The organism is Pseudomonas putida, from assembly GCF_001941965.1.
In the GTDB taxonomy this organism is placed as follows: domain Bacteria; phylum Pseudomonadota; class Gammaproteobacteria; order Pseudomonadales; family Pseudomonadaceae; genus Aquipseudomonas; species Aquipseudomonas putida_L.
In genome coordinates this window covers 20,269-40,195 of the sequence record NZ_MKZO01000041.1, presented here as the reverse complement: position 1 = coordinate 40,195, position 19,927 = coordinate 20,269, and the positions used below count along the sequence as shown (strand labels likewise).

21 protein-coding genes are annotated in these 19,927 nt (G+C 57.7%); all 21 read left to right on the top strand.

Going from position 1 to position 19,927, the window contains the following annotated elements; genetic code table 11:
* The first annotated feature begins 189 nt into the window (after positions 1-189).
* The 21 genes from rpoB to rpsN all read left to right on the top strand — a co-directional run bounded on the left by rpoB (position 190) and on the right by rpsN (position 19,820).
* Positions 190-4,263 carry a DNA-directed RNA polymerase subunit beta gene (gene rpoB, locus PSEMO_RS22640; RefSeq protein WP_075805193.1) on the top strand — a complete coding sequence of 1,358 codons (4,074 nt, stop codon included), beginning with the start codon at positions 190-192 and terminating at the stop codon, positions 4,261-4,263.
* A 64-nt stretch (positions 4,264-4,327) separates the two neighbouring features.
* On the top strand, positions 4,328-8,527 hold the full coding sequence (gene rpoC, locus PSEMO_RS22635; RefSeq protein WP_075805192.1) for a DNA-directed RNA polymerase subunit beta': 4,200 nt from the start codon (positions 4,328-4,330) through the stop codon (positions 8,525-8,527).
* A gap of 210 nt (positions 8,528-8,737) precedes the next feature.
* Complete coding sequence (gene rpsL / locus PSEMO_RS22630; RefSeq protein ID WP_003186084.1) at positions 8,738-9,109, top strand: 30S ribosomal protein S12; 372 nt, start codon at positions 8,738-8,740, stop codon at positions 9,107-9,109.
* A gap of 114 nt (positions 9,110-9,223) precedes the next feature.
* The gene (gene rpsG, locus PSEMO_RS22625) at positions 9,224-9,694 is read left to right on the top strand and encodes a 30S ribosomal protein S7 (RefSeq protein ID WP_009397350.1); all 471 of its coding nucleotides are present in this window, start codon (positions 9,224-9,226) and stop codon (positions 9,692-9,694) included.
* Positions 9,695-9,724: 30 nt separating this feature from the next.
* Complete coding sequence (gene fusA / locus PSEMO_RS22620) at positions 9,725-11,857, top strand: elongation factor G (protein WP_075805191.1); 2,133 nt, start codon at positions 9,725-9,727, stop codon at positions 11,855-11,857.
* A 30-nt stretch (positions 11,858-11,887) separates the two neighbouring features.
* Positions 11,888-13,081 (top strand): elongation factor Tu, encoded by a 1,194-nt coding sequence (gene tuf, locus PSEMO_RS22615; protein WP_075805190.1) that lies wholly within the window; start codon positions 11,888-11,890, stop codon positions 13,079-13,081.
* Positions 13,082-13,222: 141 nt separating this feature from the next.
* Positions 13,223-13,534: a 30S ribosomal protein S10 gene (gene rpsJ / locus PSEMO_RS22610; protein ID WP_003186070.1), complete on the top strand. Its 312-nt coding sequence runs from the start codon at positions 13,223-13,225 to the stop codon at positions 13,532-13,534.
* An 81-nt stretch (positions 13,535-13,615) separates the two neighbouring features.
* The gene (gene rplC / locus PSEMO_RS22605; RefSeq protein WP_075805189.1) at positions 13,616-14,251 is read left to right on the top strand and encodes a 50S ribosomal protein L3; all 636 of its coding nucleotides are present in this window, start codon (positions 13,616-13,618) and stop codon (positions 14,249-14,251) included.
* A gap of 12 nt (positions 14,252-14,263) precedes the next feature.
* Entirely contained in the window at positions 14,264-14,866 is a 603-nt protein-coding gene (gene rplD, locus PSEMO_RS22600; protein WP_009397517.1) for a 50S ribosomal protein L4, read from the top strand.
* The gene (gene rplW, locus PSEMO_RS22595; RefSeq protein WP_075805188.1) at positions 14,863-15,162 is read left to right on the top strand and encodes a 50S ribosomal protein L23; all 300 of its coding nucleotides are present in this window, start codon (positions 14,863-14,865) and stop codon (positions 15,160-15,162) included. Before rplD ends, rplW begins: the two co-directional genes overlap by 4 nt.
* Before the next feature lie 14 nt (positions 15,163-15,176).
* Positions 15,177-16,001: a 50S ribosomal protein L2 gene (gene rplB, locus PSEMO_RS22590; RefSeq protein ID WP_075805187.1), complete on the top strand. Its 825-nt coding sequence runs from the start codon at positions 15,177-15,179 to the stop codon at positions 15,999-16,001.
* 16 nt (positions 16,002-16,017) lie between these two features.
* On the top strand, positions 16,018-16,293 hold the full coding sequence (gene rpsS / locus PSEMO_RS22585) for a 30S ribosomal protein S19 (RefSeq protein WP_002555486.1): 276 nt from the start codon (positions 16,018-16,020) through the stop codon (positions 16,291-16,293).
* 11 nt (positions 16,294-16,304) lie between these two features.
* Entirely contained in the window at positions 16,305-16,637 is a 333-nt protein-coding gene (gene rplV / locus PSEMO_RS22580; RefSeq protein WP_003103908.1) for a 50S ribosomal protein L22, read from the top strand.
* 13 nt (positions 16,638-16,650) lie between these two features.
* Complete coding sequence (rpsC, locus tag PSEMO_RS22575; RefSeq protein ID WP_009397510.1) at positions 16,651-17,337, top strand: 30S ribosomal protein S3; 687 nt, start codon at positions 16,651-16,653, stop codon at positions 17,335-17,337.
* Positions 17,338-17,349: 12 nt separating this feature from the next.
* Positions 17,350-17,763, top strand: coding sequence for a 50S ribosomal protein L16 (gene rplP, locus PSEMO_RS22570; protein WP_009397508.1), 414 nt, complete (start codon positions 17,350-17,352; stop codon positions 17,761-17,763).
* A complete protein-coding gene (gene rpmC, locus PSEMO_RS22565) occupies positions 17,763-17,954 on the top strand; it encodes a 50S ribosomal protein L29 (RefSeq protein WP_042123524.1) in 192 nt (63 codons plus the stop codon). Before rplP ends, rpmC begins: the two co-directional genes overlap by 1 nt.
* Before the next feature lie 2 nt (positions 17,955-17,956).
* On the top strand, positions 17,957-18,223 hold the full coding sequence (gene rpsQ / locus PSEMO_RS22560) for a 30S ribosomal protein S17 (RefSeq protein ID WP_003255478.1): 267 nt from the start codon (positions 17,957-17,959) through the stop codon (positions 18,221-18,223).
* 23 nt (positions 18,224-18,246) lie between these two features.
* Entirely contained in the window at positions 18,247-18,615 is a 369-nt protein-coding gene (gene rplN, locus PSEMO_RS22555; protein ID WP_002555479.1) for a 50S ribosomal protein L14, read from the top strand.
* An 11-nt stretch (positions 18,616-18,626) separates the two neighbouring features.
* Entirely contained in the window at positions 18,627-18,941 is a 315-nt protein-coding gene (gene rplX, locus PSEMO_RS22550; protein ID WP_009397501.1) for a 50S ribosomal protein L24, read from the top strand.
* 20 nt (positions 18,942-18,961) lie between these two features.
* Complete coding sequence (gene rplE, locus PSEMO_RS22545) at positions 18,962-19,501, top strand: 50S ribosomal protein L5 (RefSeq protein ID WP_009397500.1); 540 nt, start codon at positions 18,962-18,964, stop codon at positions 19,499-19,501.
* 13 nt (positions 19,502-19,514) lie between these two features.
* Positions 19,515-19,820 (top strand): 30S ribosomal protein S14, encoded by a 306-nt coding sequence (rpsN, locus tag PSEMO_RS22540; protein WP_075805186.1) that lies wholly within the window; start codon positions 19,515-19,517, stop codon positions 19,818-19,820.
* Positions 19,821-19,927: the final 107 nt, after the last annotated feature.

Genomic DNA, 19,927 nt, shown 5'->3' with positions numbered 1-19,927 from the left:
TAAGCAAAAGGCTGAGGCTGGTGGCTATTGCCACCGGCCTTTTTCCGTTATTGGCAGTCAACCGGGTTGGCGCCGATAACGGGCATCACCCACCACGAACGGTGGCGCAAACCATGGGGTTTGCACGATTTTCTGGTTGCTCCCGCCGGGAGGAGCCAAACAAGCAGGTGACCAAGCTGGGGAACGCTGATGGCTTACTCATACACTGAGAAAAAACGTATCCGCAAGGACTTTAGCAAGTTGCCGGACGTCATGGATGTGCCTTACCTCCTGGCCATCCAGCTGGATTCTTATCGTGAATTCCTGCAAGCGGGAGCGACCAAGGATCAGTTCCGCGACGTCGGCCTGCATGCGGCCTTCAAGTCGGTTTTCCCGATCATCAGCTACTCCGGCAATGCTGCCCTGGAGTACGTTGGCTATCGTCTGGGCGAGCCGGCGTTCGATGTCAAAGAATGTGTACTGCGTGGCGTGACCTTTGCCGTTCCGCTGCGGGTGAAAGTGCGCCTGATCATTTTCGACAAAGAATCGTCGAATAAAGCGATCAAGGACATCAAAGAGCAAGAAGTCTACATGGGTGAAATTCCCCTGATGACTGAGAACGGTACCTTCGTAATCAACGGTACCGAGCGTGTGATCGTTTCCCAGTTGCACCGCTCGCCGGGTGTGTTCTTCGACCACGACCGTGGCAAGACCCACAGCTCCGGCAAACTGCTGTACTCGGCACGTATCATTCCTTACCGCGGTTCCTGGCTGGACTTCGAGTTCGACCCGAAGGACTGCGTCTTCGTGCGTATCGACCGTCGCCGCAAACTGCCGGCCTCGGTACTGCTGCGCGCGCTGGGCTACAGCACCGAAGAAGTGCTCAACACCTTCTACACCACCAACGTATTCCACGTTTCCGGCGAGAAGCTGAGCCTGGAGCTGGTGCCTCAGCGCCTGCGTGGTGAAGTGGCCGTGATGGACATCCAGGACGAGACCGGCAAGGTCATCGTCGAGCAGGGTCGTCGTATCACTGCGCGTCACATCAACCAGATCGAGAAAGCTGGCGTCAAGCAACTGGACGTTCCAATGGAATACGTCCTGGGCCGCACCACCGCGAAAGCGATCGTGCACCCGGCTACCGGCGAAATCCTGGCTGAATGCAACACCGAGCTGACCACCGAGCTGCTGATCAAGATCGCCAAGGCTCAGGTCGTCCGCATCGAGACCCTGTACACCAACGACATCGATTGCGGTCCGTTCATCTCGGACACCCTGAAGATCGACTCCACCAGCAACCAACTGGAAGCGCTGGTCGAGATCTATCGCATGATGCGTCCTGGCGAGCCGCCAACCAAGGATGCTGCCGAGACCCTGTTCAACAACCTGTTCTTCAGTGCCGAGCGCTACGACCTGTCCGCCGTTGGCCGCATGAAGTTCAACCGTCGTATCGGTCGTACCGAGATCGAAGGTTCGGGCGTGCTGAGCAAGGAAGATATCGTCGAGGTTCTCAAGACCCTGGTCGACATCCGTAACGGCAAAGGCATCGTCGACGACATCGACCACCTGGGTAACCGTCGCGTCCGTTGCGTCGGCGAGATGGCCGAGAACCAGTTCCGCGTTGGCCTGGTGCGTGTAGAGCGCGCGGTCAAGGAACGTCTGTCGATGGCCGAAAGCGAAGGCCTGATGCCGCAGGACCTGATCAACGCCAAGCCGGTCGCGGCGGCGGTGAAGGAGTTCTTCGGTTCCAGCCAGCTCTCGCAGTTCATGGACCAGAACAACCCGCTCTCCGAGATCACCCACAAGCGTCGTGTCTCCGCACTCGGCCCAGGTGGTCTGACCCGTGAGCGCGCCGGCTTCGAAGTCCGTGACGTGCACCCGACCCACTACGGTCGCGTCTGCCCGATCGAGACCCCTGAAGGTCCGAACATCGGTCTGATCAACTCCCTGGCGGCCTACGCCCGCACCAACCAGTACGGCTTCCTGGAAAGCCCGTACCGCGTGGTGAAAGAGGGTGTGGTCACCGACGACATCGTGTTCCTGTCGGCGATCGAAGAAGCGGATCACGTCATTGCACAGGCTTCGGCCGCAATGAACGAGAAGAAGCAACTGATCGACGAACTGGTAGCTGTTCGTCACCTGAACGAATTCACCGTCAAGGCACCTGAAGACGTGACCCTGATGGACGTTTCGCCGAAGCAGGTAGTTTCGGTTGCAGCGTCGCTGATTCCGTTCCTCGAGCACGACGACGCCAACCGTGCGTTGATGGGTTCCAACATGCAGCGTCAGGCTGTACCGACCCTGCGCGCCGACAAGCCGCTGGTAGGTACCGGCATGGAGCGCAACGTTGCCCGCGACTCCGGTGTCTGCGTGGTTGCTCGCCGCGGTGGTGTGATCGACTCCGTCGATGCCAGCCGTATCGTCGTTCGCGTAGCCGATGACGAAGTCGAAACCGGCGAAGCCGGTGTCGACATCTACAACCTGACCAAGTACACCCGCTCGAACCAGAACACCTGCATCAACCAGCGTCCGCTGGTGAACAAGGGTGACATGGTCCAGCGTGGCGACATCATGGCCGACGGCCCGTCCACCGACATGGGTGAGCTGGCTCTGGGTCAGAACATGCGCATCGCGTTCATGGCGTGGAACGGCTTCAACTTCGAAGACTCCATCTGCCTGTCCGAGCGTGTGGTCCAGGAAGATCGTTTCACCACGATCCACATCCAGGAACTGACCTGTGTGGCCCGTGATACCAAGCTCGGCCCAGAAGAAATCACCGCGGACATCCCGAACGTGGGTGAGGCTGCGCTGAACAAGCTGGACGAAGCCGGTATCGTCTACGTGGGTGCCGAAGTCGGCGCCGGCGACATCCTGGTCGGCAAGGTCACGCCAAAAGGCGAAACCCAGCTGACTCCGGAAGAAAAGCTGCTGCGCGCGATCTTCGGCGAGAAGGCCAGCGACGTTAAGGACACCTCCCTGCGTGTGCCGACCGGCACCAAGGGTACCGTCATCGACGTACAGGTCTTCACCCGTGATGGCGTCGAGCGCGACAGCCGCGCGCTGTCCATCGAGAAGATGCAGCTGGACGAGATCCGCAAGGACCTCAACGAAGAGTTCCGCATCGTCGAAGGCGCGACCTTCGAGCGTCTGCGTTCCGCTCTGAACGGCCAGGTTGTCGATGGCGGCGCGGGCCTGAAGAAAGGCACCGTGATCAGCGACGAAGTCCTGGACGGCCTGGAGCACGGCCAGTGGTTCAAACTGCGCATGGCCGAAGATGCACTGAACGAGCAGCTGGAAAAGGCTCAGCAGTACATCGTCGACCGCCGCCGTCTGCTGGACGACAAGTTCGAAGACAAGAAGCGCAAGCTGCAGCAAGGCGATGACCTGGCTCCAGGCGTACTGAAGATCGTCAAGGTCTACCTGGCGATCCGCCGTCGCATCCAGCCGGGTGACAAGATGGCCGGTCGTCACGGTAACAAGGGTGTGGTCTCGGTGATCATGCCTGTGGAAGACATGCCGCACGACGCCAACGGTACTCCGGTCGACGTGGTCCTCAACCCGTTGGGCGTACCTTCGCGTATGAACGTCGGTCAGATCCTCGAAACCCACCTGGGCCTCGCGGCCAAGGGCCTGGGCGAGAAGATCAACCGCATGCTCGAAGAGCAGCGCAAGGCCGCTGAGCTGCGCAAGTTCCTGACCGAGGTCTACAACGAGATCGGTGGCGTTCAGGAAGATCTCGAGTCGTTCACCGACGAAGAGATCCTGACCCTGTCGCACAACCTGAAGAAGGGCGTGCCTATGGCTACCCCGGTCTTCGACGGTGCCAAGGAACGTGAAATCAAGGCCATGCTGAAACTGGCCGACATGCCAGAGAGCGGCCAGATGGTGCTGTTCGACGGCCGCACCGGCAACAAGTTCGAGCGTCCTGTGACCGTTGGTTACATGTACATGCTCAAGCTGAACCACTTGGTGGACGACAAGATGCACGCCCGTTCCACTGGTTCCTACAGCCTGGTTACCCAGCAGCCGCTGGGTGGTAAGGCGCAGTTCGGTGGTCAGCGTTTCGGGGAGATGGAAGTGTGGGCGCTGGAAGCATACGGCGCGGCATACACCCTGCAGGAAATGCTCACAGTGAAGTCGGACGACGTGAACGGTCGGACCAAGATGTACAAGAACATCGTGGACGGCGATCACCGTATGGAGCCGGGCATGCCCGAGTCCTTCAACGTGTTGATCAAAGAGATCCGTTCGCTCGGTATCGATATCGATCTGGAAACCGAATAACACGTGACGCGAATCGGGAGCGCGGCCTAACGGCGCGCTCCCTGCTCCGCCAGGAGGAAAGGCCTTGAAAGACCTACTGAATTTGCTGAAAAACCAGGGTCAAGTCGAAGAGTTCGACGCCATCCGTATCGGACTGGCCTCGCCTGAGATGATCCGTTCGTGGTCGTTCGGTGAAGTTAAAAAGCCGGAAACCATCAACTACCGTACGTTCAAGCCTGAGCGTGACGGCCTGTTCTGCGCCAAGATCTTTGGCCCAGTCAAGGACTACGAGTGCCTGTGCGGCAAGTACAAGCGCCTGAAGCACCGTGGCGTGATCTGCGAGAAGTGCGGCGTTGAAGTCGCCCTGGCCAAGGTTCGTCGTGAGCGCATGGCGCACATCGAGCTGGCTTCGCCGGTTGCCCACATCTGGTTCCTGAAGTCCCTGCCGTCCCGTATCGGCCTGCTGATGGACATGACCCTGCGTGATATCGAGCGCGTTCTCTACTTCGAGAGCTACGTCGTTATCGACCCGGGCATGACCACCCTGGAAAAAGGCCAGCTGCTGAACGACGAGCAGTACTTCGAAGCGCTGGAAGAGTTCGGTGACGACTTCGACGCCCGCATGGGTGCCGAGGCTGTCCGCGAGCTGCTGCACGCTATCGACCTGGAGCACGAGATTGGCCGCCTGCGCGAGGAAATCCCGCAGACCAACTCGGAAACCAAGATCAAGAAGCTGTCCAAGCGTCTGAAACTGATGGAGGCCTTCCAGGGCTCGGGCAACCTGCCTGAGTGGATGGTCCTGACCGTTCTGCCGGTTCTGCCGCCAGACCTGCGTCCTCTGGTTCCGCTGGATGGCGGTCGCTTCGCGACTTCCGACCTGAACGACCTGTATCGTCGGGTGATCAACCGTAACAACCGTCTGAAGCGCCTGCTCGACCTGTCCGCGCCGGACATCATCGTGCGCAACGAAAAGCGCATGCTGCAGGAAGCGGTCGACGCCCTGCTCGACAACGGTCGCCGCGGTCGTGCAATCACCGGTTCGAACAAGCGTCCTCTGAAATCCCTGGCCGACATGATCAAGGGTAAACAGGGTCGTTTCCGTCAGAACCTTCTCGGTAAGCGTGTTGACTACTCCGGCCGTTCGGTAATTACCGTAGGTCCGACCCTGCGTCTGCACCAGTGCGGTCTGCCGAAGAAAATGGCTCTCGAGCTGTTCAAGCCGTTCATTTTCGGCAAGCTGGAAATGCGTGGTCTGGCGACCACCATCAAGGCCGCCAAGAAGATGGTCGAGCGCGAGCTGCCAGAGGTCTGGGACGTTCTCGCCGAAGTGATTCGCGAACACCCCGTACTGCTCAACCGTGCACCGACCCTTCACCGTCTGGGTATCCAGGCCTTTGAACCGGTTCTGATCGAAGGTAAGGCTATCCAGCTGCACCCGCTGGTCTGCGCCGCGTACAACGCCGACTTCGACGGTGACCAGATGGCCGTGCACGTGCCGCTGACGCTGGAAGCCCAGCTCGAAGCGCGCGCGCTGATGATGTCGACCAACAACATCCTGTCGCCAGCCAACGGTGAGCCGATCATCGTTCCGTCGCAGGACGTGGTACTGGGTCTGTACTACATGACCCGTGAGGCCATCAACGCCAAGGGCGAAGGTCGCGTGTTCGCCGACCTGCAGGAAGTCGACCGCGTATTCCGCGCCGGCGAAGCTGCCCTGCACGCGAAGATCAAGGTTCGTATCAACGAAACCGTGAACGACCGTGATGGCGGCAGCGTCAAGAACACCCGTATCGTCGACACCACTGTCGGCCGTGCGCTGCTGTTCCAGGTTGTACCGCCAGGTCTGTCGTACGACGTGGTCAACCAGCCGATGAAGAAGAAGGCGATCTCCAAGCTGATCAACCAGTGCTACCGCGTGGTTGGCCTGAAAGAGACCGTTATCTTCGCTGACCAGCTGATGTACACCGGTTTTGCCTACTCGACCATTTCCGGCGTTTCGATCGGCGTTAACGACTTCGTTATCCCGGACGAGAAAGCCCGCATCATCGATACCGCTACCGACGAAGTGAAGGAAATCGAGAGCCAGTACGCCTCCGGCCTGGTAACCCAGGGCGAGAAGTACAACAAGGTCATCGACTTGTGGTCGAAGGCGAACGACGAAGTCTCCAAGGCGATGATGGCCAACCTCTCGAAAGAGAAGGTCATCGACCGCGAAGGCAACGAAGTCGAGCAAGAGTCCTTCAACTCGATGTACATGATGGCTGACTCCGGTGCCCGGGGTTCGGCTGCCCAGATTCGTCAGCTGGCCGGTATGCGTGGTCTGATGGCGAAGCCGGACGGCTCCATCATCGAGACGCCGATCACCGCGAACTTCCGTGAAGGTCTGAGCGTACTCCAGTACTTCATCTCGACTCACGGTGCTCGTAAAGGTCTGGCGGATACCGCGTTGAAAACCGCGAACTCCGGTTACCTGACCCGTCGTCTGGTAGACGTTGCACAAGACCTGGTCGTGACCGAGATCGACTGCGGTACCGAGCAAGGCCTGCTGATGACCCCGCACATCGAAGGCGGCGACGTTGTAGAACCACTGGGTGAGCGTGTTCTGGGTCGTGTAATCGCCCGTGACGTGTTCAAGCCTGGCACCGACGACGTCATCGTTCCGGCCGGTACCCTGGTCGACGAGAAGTGGGTCGAGTTCATCGAGCTGAACAGCATCGACGAAGTGATCGTGCGTTCGCCGATCAGCTGCGAAACCCGCTACGGCATCTGTGCCAAGTGCTACGGTCGTGACCTGGCGCGCGGTCATCAGGTCAACATCGGTGAAGCGGTCGGCGTTATCGCTGCCCAGTCCATCGGTGAGCCTGGTACCCAGCTGACCATGCGTACGTTCCACATCGGTGGTGCTGCAAGCCGGACCTCGGCTGCCGACAGCGTCCAGGTGAAGAACGGCGGTATGGTGCGTCTGCATAACCTCAAGCAGGTAGAGCGTGCCGACGGCAACCTGGTCGCGGTATCGCGTTCCGGCGAGCTGGCCATTGCCGACGAATTCGGTCGTGAGCGTGAGCGCTACAAGCTGCCTTACGGTGCGGTCATTTCCGTGAAGGAAGGTGAGAAGGTCGAAGCTGGCGCCATCGTCGCCAAGTGGGACCCGCACACCCACCCGATCGTTACCGAAATGAAAGGTACCGTGACCTTCGTGGGCATGGAAGAAGGCATCACCATCAAGCGCCAGACCGACGAACTGACCGGTCTGACCAACATCGAAGTACTGGACGTCAAAGACCGTCCGGCTGCAGGCAAGGAAATCCGTCCTGCAATCAAGATGGTCGACGCCAATGGCAAGGATCTGCTGCTGCCAGGTACCGACGTACCGGCCCAGTACTTCCTGCCGGCGAACGCCCTGGTCGGTGTTGCCGACGGTGCGCAGATCGGTGTCGGTGACGTTATCGCGCGTATCCCGCAAGAAACGTCGAAGACCCGTGACATCACCGGTGGTCTGCCACGCGTTGCCGACCTGTTCGAAGCACGTCGTCCGAAAGAAGCGTCGATCCTGGCGGAAGTCAGCGGCACCATCGCCTTCGGTAAAGAGACCAAGGGCAAGCGTCGTCTGGTCATCACCCCGAACGACGGTACCGATCCGTACGAGGAGCTGATTCCGAAGTGGCGTCACCTGAACGTCTTCGAAGGCGAGCAAGTGAACCGCGGCGAAGTTATCTCCGACGGTCCGAGCGATCCGCACGACATTCTGCGCCTGCTGGGTGTCAGCGCCCTGGCCAAGTACATCGTCAACGAGATCCAGGACGTTTACCGTCTGCAAGGCGTGAAGATCAACGACAAGCACATCGAGACCATCCTGCGTCAGATGCTGCGTAAAGTTGAGATCACCGAGTCCGGCGACTCCAGCTTCATCAAGGGCGACCAGATGGAACTGACCCAGGTGCTGGTCGAAAACGAGCGTCTGGCGACCGAAGACAAGTTCGTGTCGAAGTTCTCGCGCGTACTGCTCGGTATCACCAAGGCCTCGCTGTCCACCGAGTCGTTCATCTCGGCGGCCTCCTTCCAGGAGACCACCCGTGTTCTGACCGAAGCGGCGGTAACCGGCAAGCGCGACTACCTGCGCGGCCTGAAGGAAAACGTGGTCGTGGGTCGTCTGATCCCGGCCGGTACCGGTCTGGCCTACCACAGCGAGCGCAAGCGTCGCCGTGATGCCGACAAGCCGCTGCGCGTAAGTGCCAGTGAGGTGGAAGCCGCACTGACCGAAGCGCTGAACTCCAGCGGTAACTGAAGAAAGGGTGGGGCCCCGGCAAGTCTTCTCTGAAACTCGGCGACATGATTTGTCGCCGATGACCGGAGGGGGCGAGCCGGGGCCTCGTCTTGACTGTGGGCAAGATCCTCTTTAGACTCTTGTACCCCTAAATTCGGTAGGGCTCCGTCCTGCCGATTTTTGCTTTTCTTGCAAGACAATAGCGTCGCAAGACAACAGTGGAGCTAGTAGATGGCAACTATCAACCAGCTGGTACGTCAGCCGCGTAAGCGTATCGTCGAGAAATCCGACGTTCCTGCGCTGCAGAACTGCCCGCAACGTCGTGGCGTGTGCACCCGCGTGTACACCACTACGCCGAAAAAACCTAACTCGGCACTGCGTAAAGTATGCCGTGTGCGTCTGACCAACGGTTTCGAGGTTTCCTCGTACATCGGCGGTGAAGGCCACAACCTGCAAGAGCACAGCGTCGTCCTGATTCGTGGCGGCCGTGTAAAAGACTTGCCAGGTGTTCGTTACCACACCGTTCGCGGCTCCCTGGATACCTCCGGCGTCAAAGGTCGTAACCAAGGTCGTTCGAAGTACGGTACCAAGCGTCCGAAGTAATCGGCCGTTTGCAGTAGTTCATTCATTTTATTGAGTCGATAAGAGTAAGGTCGGGCGCGAACTCCCTGAGTTGGATGTCCCGGGCTAACCTGAAGACCGTTTGAGGGCTTATCAATGCCAAGACGTCGTGTAGCAGCCAAGCGTGAGATCCTGGACGATCCGAAGTACGGAAGCCAGATCCTCGCCAAGTTCATGAACCACGTGATGGAAAGCGGCAAGAAAGCAGTAGCCGAGCGTATCGTCTACGGCGCTCTGGATACCGTTAAAGCACGCAAGAACAGCGATCCCCTGGAAATCTTCGAGAAAGCTCTCGACGCCATCGCTCCGCTGGTCGAAGTAAAGTCGCGCCGTGTTGGCGGTGCTACTTACCAGGTTCCTGTTGAAGTGCGTCCATCCCGTCGTAACGCGCTGGCAATGCGCTGGCTGGTAGACTTCGCCCGCAAGCGCGGCGAGAAGTCCATGGCGCTGCGCCTGGCTGGCGAACTGCTGGATGCCGCTGAAGGCAAAGGTGCTGCAGTCAAGAAGCGTGAAGACGTGCACCGTATGGCCGAGGCCAACAAGGCTTTCTCGCACTACCGCTTCTAATTCAAGCATCAACATTCTTGCGAGGGCTTTATGGCTCGTACTACAGCAATTAACCGCTACCGTAACATTGGTATCTGTGCCCACGTTGACGCGGGCAAGACCACCACTACCGAGCGGATCCTGTTCTACACAGGTCTGAGCCACAAGATGGGCGAGGTGCACGACGGCGCCGCGACCACCGACTGGATGGTGCAGGAGCAAGAGCGCGGTATCACCATTACCTCCGCTGCTGTGACTACCTTCTGGAAAGGTTCCCGTGGTCAGTACGACAACTACCGCGTAAACGTCATCGATACCCCCGGCCACGTTGACTTCACCATTGAAGTAGAGCGTTCGCTGCGTGTACTCGACGGCGCGGTCGTTGTGTTCTGCGGTACCTCCGGTGTCGAGCCTCAGTCCGAAACCGTATGGCGTCAGGCCAACAAATACGGCGTTCCACGTGTTGTCTACGTGAACAAGATGGACCGTGCCGGTGCCAACTTCCTGCGCGTTGTCGGTCAGATCAAGAACCGCCTGGGTCACACCCCGGTTCCTGTTCAGCTGGCAATCGGCTCGGAAGAGAACTTCCAGGGTCAGGTCGACCTCATCAAGATGAAGGCGATCTACTGGAACGACGACGACAAGGGCACCACCTATCGCGAGGAAGAAATTCCTGCCGATATGCTCGAGCTGGCTGAAGAATGGCGCGCCAACATGGTTGAAGCCGCTGCCGAAGCCACCGAAGAGCTGATGAACAAGTACCTTGAAGAAGGTGAGCTGACCGTCGAAGAAATCAAGGCTGGCCTGCGCGCGCGCACCCTGGCCAGCGAGATCGTTCCGGCTGTCTGCGGCTCGTCCTTCAAGAACAAGGGTGTTCCTCTGGTTCTCGACGCCGTTATCGACTTCCTGCCTGCTCCGACCGAGATCCCTGCAATCCAGGGTATCCACCCGGACAACGTCGAAGACGAAAACGCTCCGAAAATCGAGCGTCACGCCAGCGACGACGAGCCGTTCTCGGCTCTGGCGTTCAAGATTGCCACCGACCCGTTCGTTGGTACTCTGACTTTCGTGCGCGTCTACTCGGGCTTCCTGAGCTCGGGCGACTCCGTGATCAACTCGGTCAAGGGCAAGAAAGAGCGCGTTGGTCGTATGGTGCAGATGCACGCCAACCAGCGTGAAGAGATCAAAGAAGTTCGCGCAGGCGACATCGCTGCTCTGATCGGCATGAAGGACGTCACCACCGGTGACACCCTGTGTGACGCAGACAAGCCTGTCATCCTCGAACGCATGGACTTCCCTGAGCCTGTGATTTCGGTTGCCGTTGAGCCGAAAACCAAGCAGGACCAGGAAAAGATGGGTATCGCACTGGGCAAACTGGCTCAGGAAGACCCGTCGTTCCGCGTCAAGACCGATGAAGAAACCGGTCAGACCATCATCTCCGGTATGGGTGAGCTGCACCTGGACATCCTCGTTGACCGCATGAAGCGCGAGTTCAACGTCGAGGCCAACATCGGCAAGCCACAGGTTTCCTACCGTGAGAAGATCACCAAGGACAACGTCGAGATCGAAGGCAAGTTCGTTCGTCAGTCCGGTGGTCGTGGTCAGTTCGGTCACTGCTGGATCCGCTTCTCGCAGCCTGCTGTGGACGAGAAGGGCAACATCACTGAAGGCCTGGAGTTCGTCAACGAGGTCGTAGGTGGTGTGGTTCCTAAGGAATACATCCCGGCGATCCAGAAAGGTATCGAAGAGCAGATGAAGAACGGCGTTGTCGCCGGCTATCCGCTGATCGGCCTGAAGGCAACCGTGTTTGATGGTTCCTACCACGACGTCGACTCCAACGAGATGGCGTTCAAGGTAGCGGCCTCCATGGCGACCAAGCAGCTGGCCCAGAAGGGCGGCGGTGTTGTGCTTGAGCCGATCATGAAGGTTGAAGTGGTAACCCCAGAAGACTACATGGGTGACGTGATGGGTGACCTGAACCGTCGTCGTGGTCTGATCCAGGGTATGGAAGACTCGGTTTCCGGCAAGGTTATCCGTGCTGAAGTTCCGCTGGGAGAGATGTTCGGTTATGCAACCGACGTTCGTTCCATGTCTCAGGGTCGCGCTAGCTACTCCATGGAATTCTCCAAGTACTCCGAAGCTCCGTCGAACATCGTCGAAGCACTCGTTAAAAAACAAGGCTAATCCAGCCCTTTAGGCAAGAGGTTCACTGTCGTGGCTAAAGAAAAATTCGAACGTAACAAACCGCACGTCAACGTTGGCACCATCGGTCACGTTGACCACGGTAAAACCACTCTGACCGCAGCTCTGACCCGCGTCTGCTCCGAAGTTTTCGGTTCGGCTAAAGTCGACTTCGACAAGATCGACTCGGCTCCAGAAGAGAAGGCTCGTGGTATCACCATCAACACTGCTCACGTAGAGTACGACTCGCTGATTCGTCACTACGCGCACGTTGACTGCCCAGGCCACGCCGACTACGTCAAGAACATGATCACCGGTGCTGCCCAGATGGACGGCGCGATCCTGGTTTGCTCGGCCGCCGATGGTCCGATGCCACAAACCCGTGAGCACATCCTGCTGTCCCGTCAGGTTGGCGTACCGTACATCGTTGTCTTCCTGAACAAGGCTGACATGGTTGACGACGCTGAGCTGCTGGAACTGGTCGAGATGGAAGTTCGCGACCTGCTGAGCACCTACGACTTCCCAGGTGATGACACTCCAATCATCATCGGTTCGGCTCTGATGGCTCTGAACGGCCAGGACGACAACGAAATGGGCACCAGCGCTGTCAAGAAGCTGGTTGAAACTCTGGACAGCTACATCCCAGAGCCAGAGCGTGCTATCGACAAGCCGTTCCTGATGCCAATCGAAGACGTGTTCTCGATCTCCGGCCGCGGTACCGTTGTTACCGGTCGTGTAGAGCGTGGCATCGTTCGCATCCAGGAAGAAGTCGAGATCGTTGGTCTGCGCGACACCGTCAAGACCACCTGCACCGGCGTTGAAATGTTCCGCAAGCTGCTGGACGAAGGCCGTGCTGGCGAGAACTGCGGCGTTCTGCTGCGTGGCACCAAGCGTGACGACGTTGAGCGTGGTCAGGTTCTGGCCAAGCCAGGTTCGGTCAAGCCGCACACCAAGTTCATCGCAGAAGTCTACGTTCTGAGCAAGGAAGAAGGCGGTCGTCACACTCCGTTCTTCAAAGGCTACCGTCCACAGTTCTACTTCCGTACCACTGACGTGACCGGTAACTGCGAACTGCCGGAAGGCGTAGAAATGGTAATGCCAGGTGACAACATCCAGATGACTGTCACTCTGATCAAGACCATCGCTATGGAAGACGGTCTGCGTTTCGCCATCCGTGAAGGCGGTCGTACCGTCGGCGCCGGCGTCGTAGCCAAAGTCATCGAGTAATATCGATCGCTTGAAGAAGCCCCCGCTCAGCGGGGGCTTTTTTATTGGGTTGACACCCAATATGGGCGTCTATAGAATCACGCCTCCTTTTAACGGGCGTAGTGCGCCCGGTGGGAATAGCAGCCTGGAGTCTGAAATCCAATGCAAAATCAGCAAATCCGTATCAGGTTGAAGGCATTCGACCATCGCCTGATCGACCAATCTACCCAGGAAATCGTGGAAACCGCGAAACGTACTGGTGCTCAGGTGCGTGGTCCAATTCCACTGCCTACCCGTAAAGAGCGGTTCACCGTTCTGGTCTCCCCGCACGTCAACAAAGACGCGCGTGACCAGTACGAGATCCGTACTCATAAGCGCGTTCTGGACATCGTCCAGCCAACGGATAAAACCGTTGATGCTCTTATGAAGCTTGATCTTGCGGCAGGTGTGGAAGTGCAGATCAGCCTCGGCTAAGACTCGGGTCTTAGTCGTGTAACGCTCTGAAATGGGCGGCCATAGCGGGTGAAAGCCCCGTACACTCATGAGGTTTACAACATGACTATTGGTGTAATCGGTCGTAAGTGCGGTATGACCCGCATTTTCACCGAAGAAGGTGTCTCCATTCCGGTCACGGTCATCGAGATCGAACCGAATCGTGTCACCCAGTTCAAAACTGAAGAAACCGATGGCTACCGTGCAGTGCAAGTCACTGTTGGTGAGCGTCGTGCTTCGCGCGTGACTGCCGCTCAGGCAGGTCATTTCGCTAAAGCGAACGTTGCCGCTGGTCGCGGTGTCTGGGAATTCCGTCTTGAAGAAGGCGAGTTCCAGGCTGGCGACTCGATCAATGCTGAACTCTTCGCTGCGGGCCAACTGGTAGACGTTACCGGTCAGTCCAAAGGTAAAGGCTTTGCCGGTACCATCAAGCGCTGGAACTTCCGCGGTCAAGACAATACCCACGGTAACTCCGTTTCCCACCGCGTCCCGGGCTCTATCGGCCAGTGCCAGACTCCTGGTCGTGTATTCAAGGGCAAGAAAATGTCCGGTCACATGGGCGCCGAGCGCGTGACCGTTCAGTCCCTGGAAGTAGTGCGCGTCGACGCTGAACGCAATCTGTTGCTGGTCAAGGGTGCCGTTCCTGGCGCTACTGGCGGTGATGTTGTTGTGCGTCCGGCTGTCAAGGCTCGCGGGTAAGGGGAAACTGACATGCAACTTAATGTAAATGACGCTCAGGCGATCGAAGTTTCCGAACTGACCTTCGGTGGCGAATTCAACGAGACTCTGGTTCACCAGGCAGTCGTAGCCTACATGGCTGGCGGTCGTCAGGGCACCAAGCAGCAAAAGACCCGTTCCGACGTGGCTGGTGGCGGTAAGCGCCCATGGCGTCAGAAGGGTACTGGCCGTGCTCGTGCTGGTACCACTCGTGGTCCGATCTGGCGTGGCGGTGGTGTAACCTTCGCAGCTCGTCCTCAAGATCACTCGCAGAAGCTCAACAAGAAGATGTATCGCGCAGCACTGCGTTCGATCCTCTCCGAGCTGGTGCGTAGCGACCGTCTGGTCGTGGTTCAGGACTTCGCTGTCGAAGCGCCAAAAACCAAAGATCTGCTGAACAAGCTGAACGGCATGGGTCTGAACGACGTTCTGATCGTTTCGGACGCTGTTGACCAGAACCTGTACCTGGCCGCTCGCAACCTGCCGCACGTCGACGTACGTGACGTCCAGGGTTCCGACCCAGTCAGCCTGATCGCCTACGAAAAAGTGTTGATCACTGTTTCGGCAGTGAAGAAATTCGAGGAGCTGCTGGGATGAACCAGGAACGCGTATTCAAAGTTCTACTTGGCCCGCACGTTTCCGAGAAGGCTACGGTTCTGGCTGACAAGAAAGGCCAGTTCGTTTTCAAGGTTGCTACCGATGCAACCAAGCTGGAAATCAAGAAGGCCGTTGAAAGCCTGTTCAGCGTCAAAGTGGAAAGCGTTGCTACCCTGAATGTTCTGGGTAAGACCAAACGCACCGCTCGTGGCCTGGGCAAGCGCAATGACTGGAAGAAGGCGATCATCTCCCTTCAGCCAGGCCAAGATCTCGATTTCAGCAGCAGTGCTGAGTAAGGAAGGGGTGCATCATGGCAATCGTTAAATGCAAACCGACTTCCCCTGGCCGCCGTTTTGTGGTCAAGGTGGTCAACCAGGAGCTGCACAAAGGCGCTCCTCACGCACCGCTGATCGAGAAAAAATCGAAGTCTGGTGGTCGTAACAACAATGGTCGTATCACTACCCGTCACGTGGGTGGTGGTCACAAGCAGCACTACCGTCTGGTCGACTTCCGTCGCAACGACAAGGACGGCATCGCCGCCACTGTCGAGCGTATCGAATACGACCCGAACCGTACTGCTCACATTGCCCTGCTGTGCTACGCAGACGGCGAGCGTCGCTACATCATCGCGCCTAAAGGCGTGAGCGCTGGCGACCAGCTGATCGCAGGTGCTCTGGCTCCAATCAAGCCAGGCAACTCCCTGCAGCTGCGCAACATCCCAGTAGGTAGCACCATTCACGGCATCGAACTGAAGCCGGGCAAAGGTGCACAGATCGCTCGTTCCGCTGGTGCTTCGGCTCAGCTGATCGCTCGCGAAGGTGTCTACGTGACCCTGCGTCTGCGCTCTGGTGAAATGCGTAAAGTACTGGCTGAGTGCCGTGCGACCCTGGGCGAAGTCTCGAACTCCGAGCACAGCCTGCGTTCGCTGGGTAAAGCTGGTGCCAAACGCTGGCGTGGCGTTCGCCCAACCGTTCGTGGTGTTGCCATGAACCCGGTTGACCACCCGCATGGTGGTGGTGAAGGTCGTACCTCCGGTGGTCGTCATCCGGTATCGCCATGGGGCTTCCCAACCAAGGGTGCGAAGACTCGTGGTAATAAGCGTACCGACAATATGATCGTCCGTCGTCGCAAGTAAATAGAGGGATACGACAGTGCCACGTTCTCTGAAAAAAGGTCCTTTTATTGATCTTCACCTACTGAAGAAGATCGAAGTGGCGGCGGAAAAGAACGATCGCAAACCAGTTAAGACCTGGTCGCGCCGTTCGATGATCCTGCCACAAATGGTCGGTCTGACCATCGCGGTACACAACGGTCGTCAACACGTCCCAGTTCTCGTGAACGAAGACATGGTCGGCCATAAACTGGGCGAGTTCGCCGGTACCCGCACCTACCGCGGGCACGTGGCTGACAAGAAAGCCAAGCGTTAAGGGGTAAGGAAATGGAAGTAGCCGCTAAGTTGTCGGGCGCTCGCATCTCCGCCCAGAAAGCCCGCTTGGTCGCCGACCAGATCCGCGGGAAGAAGGTGGGCGAAGCGCTCAACCTGTTGGCTTTCAGCAGCAAAAAAGCCGCTGAAATCATGAAGAAAGTCCTCGAGTCGGCCGTAGCCAACGCCGAGCATAACGAAGGCGCAGACGTTGATGACCTGAAGGTCTCCACCGTTTTCGTCAACGAAGGGCGTTCGCTGAAGCGCATCATGCCGCGTGCCAAAGGCCGCGCTGATCGCATCGTCAAGCGGTCTTGCCATATCACTGTCAAGGTTGCGGACAAGTAACGGAGTCGATCAGATGGGTCAGAAAGTACATCCCACTGGCATTCGCCTGGGAATCGTCAAGGAGCACACCTCCGTCTGGTATGCAGACGGTGCTACTTACGCAGATTACCTGTTGAAGGATCTGAAAACGCGTGAGTACCTCCAAGACAAACTAAAAAGCGCGTCCGTTAGCCGTATCGATATCCATCGTCCGGCTCAAACTGCACGCATCACCATCCACACCGCTCGTCCAGGTATCGTTATCGGGAAGAAAGGTGAAGATGTTGAGAAACTGCGTCAGGACCTGACCAAGCAAATGGGTGTGCCTGTGCACATCAATATCGAAGAGATCCGCAAGCCGGAGCTCGACGGTATGCTGGTTGCTCAGAGCGTAGCTCAGCAGCTGGAGCGTCGTGTGATGTTCCGTCGCGCCATGAAGCGCGCCGTACAGAACGCCATGCGCATTGGTGCCAAAGGCATCAAGATCCAAGTGAGCGGTCGTCTCGGCGGTGCTGAAATCGCACGTACTGAATGGTATCGCGAAGGTCGTGTGCCACTGCACACCCTGCGTGCCGATATCGACTATGCCACCTACGAAGCTCACACCACCTACGGTGTGATCGGTGTCAAGGTTTGGATCTTCAAAGGCGAAGTAATTGGTGGTCGCCAAGAAGAACTGAAACCACAAGCACCAGCGCCTCGTAAAAAAGCTGCTAAGTAAGGGGTACGCCAAATGTTGCAACCAAAGCGTACAAAATTCCGCAAGCAGATGACTGGTCACAACCGTGGTCTGGCACTGCGCGGTAGCAAGGTCAGCTTCGGCGAATTCGCCCTGAAAGCTGTTGCCCGCGGTCGTCTCACCGCCCGTCAGATTGAGTCCGCGCGTCGTGCGCTGACCCGTCACGTAAAACGTGGCGGCAAAATCTGGATCCGTGTGTTCCCGGACAAGCCGGTTACCAAGAAGCCTCTCGAAGTGCGGATGGGTAAAGGTAAAGGTTCCGTGGAGTACTGGGTTGCCCAGATCCAGCCAGGCAAAGTCCTGTACGAGATCGAGGGTGTTTCTGAAGAGCTGGCGCGTGAGGCTTTTGCCCTGGCTGCTGCAAAGCTGCCTCTCGCCACCTCCTTTGTTAAGCGGACGGTGATGTGATGAAAGCGAATGAACTTCGTGAACAATCAGCACAGCAACTGAACGAGCAACTGCTCGGCTTGCTGCGCGACCAGTTCAATCTGCGTATGCAGAAAGCAACTGGCCAGTTGGGGCAGTCGCACCTGCTCTCGCAAGTTAAGCGTGACATCGCTCGCGTGAAAACTGTGCTCAACCAGCAGGCAGGTAAGTGATCATGGCTGAAGCTGAAAAAACCGTCCGTACGCTGACTGGCCGTGTCGTCAGCGACAAGATGGACAAGACCATCACCGTACTGATCGAGCGTCGCGTAAAGCACCCGATCTACGGTAAATACGTTAAGCGTTCGACTAAGCTGCACGCGCACGACGAAGCCAACCAATGCAAAATCGGCGACAAGGTTTCCATCCGTGAAACCCGTCCGCTGGCCAAGACCAAGTCCTGGGCACTGGTTGAAGTTCTCGAACGCGCTGTTGAAGTCTAAGGGCTAGGGGTCGGAGATATTTTATGATTCAGACTCAATCCATGCTCGATGTGGCCGATAACAGCGGCGCTCGTCGCGTCATGTGCATCAAGGTTCTCGGCGGTTCGCACCGTCGTTACGCCGGTATCGGTGACATCATCAAAGTAACCGTCAAGGAAGCAATTCCGCGCGGTAAAGTGAAGAAAGGCCAGGTAATGACCGCTGTTGTGGTCCGTACTCGCCATGGCGTCCGTCGTGCTGACGGCTCCATCATCCGCTTTGATGGCAACGCTGCTGTTCTGCTGAACAACAAGCAAGAGCCGATCGGCACCCGTATCTTTGGGCCAGTGACCCGTGAACTTCGTACCGAGAAGTTCATGAAGATCGTCTCGCTCGCCCCAGAAGTGCTGTAAGGAGATCCGACATGCAAAAGATTCGTCGTGACGACGAGATCATCGTGATCGCCGGCAAAGACAAAGGTAAGCGCGGTAAGGTGCTGAAGGTGCTCGCTGACGACCGTCTGGTCGTTGGTGGGATCAACCTGGTGAAGCGTCATACCAAGCCTAACCCGATGTCGGGCGTACAAGGCGGTATCGTCGAGAAAGAAGCGCCACTGCACGCTTCCAACGTCGCCATTTTCAACGGCGAAACCAACAAGGCTGACCGCGTTGGTTTCAAAGTAGAAGACGGCAAAAAAATTCGTGTCTTCAAGTCGACCCAAAAAGCGGTTGATGCTTGAACACTGCTAGGTAGAAGACCATGGCACGACTGAAAGAGATTTATCGGAAGGAAATCGCTCCCAAGCTTAAGGAAGAACTTAAGCTGGCGAACGTGATGGAAGTTCCGCGCGTTACCAAGATCACCCTGAACATGGGTCTGGGCGAAGCGATCGGCGACAAAAAAGTCATCGAGCACGCTGTTGCCGACCTGGAAAAGATCACCGGCCAGAAAGCTGTTGTGACCTTCGCCCGGAAATCCATCGCTGGCTTCAAAGTCCGCGAAGGCTGGCCGATCGGCGTCAAAGTCACCCTGCGCCGTGACCGTATGTACGAGTTCCTGGACCGCCTGCTGGCGATCTCCCTGCCTCGGGTTCGCGACTTCCGCGGCCTGAATGCCAAGTCCTTCGATGGCCGTGGCAACTACAGCATGGGCGTGAAAGAGCAGATCATCTTCCCGGAAATCGACTACGACAAGATCGATGCTCTCCGCGGTCTGGACATTACCCTGACCACCACTGCTCGTACGGATGACGAAGGTCGCGCCCTGCTGCGTGCTTTCAAATTCCCGTTCCGCAACTGATTGGAGTAGGAAAATGGCCAAGAAGAGCATGAAAAACCGCGAGCTGAAGCGTCAGCTCACGGTCGCTAAATACGCCAAGAAGCGTGCTGAGCTGAAAGCAACCATCGTTGATCTGAACGCAAGTCCAGAAGAGCGTTTCGCTGCTGTCGTAGCTCTGCAGAAGCAACCACGTGACGCCAGCGCCTCGCGCCTGCGTAACCGTTGCCGCCTCACCGGTCGTCCACACGGCGTTTACCGCAAGTTCGGCCTCGGCCGTAACAAGCTGCGTGAAGCAGCAATGCGCGGTGACGTTCCAGGTCTGGTCAAGGCCAGCTGGTAAGACGTACCGGCAGCGTCCTGGTGGCGGGGGAGCGATCTTCCGACCACCGGTGATCTTGCATCGAAACAAGCCCCTTATGGGGCTTGTTTCGTTTCAGGGATGTGTCT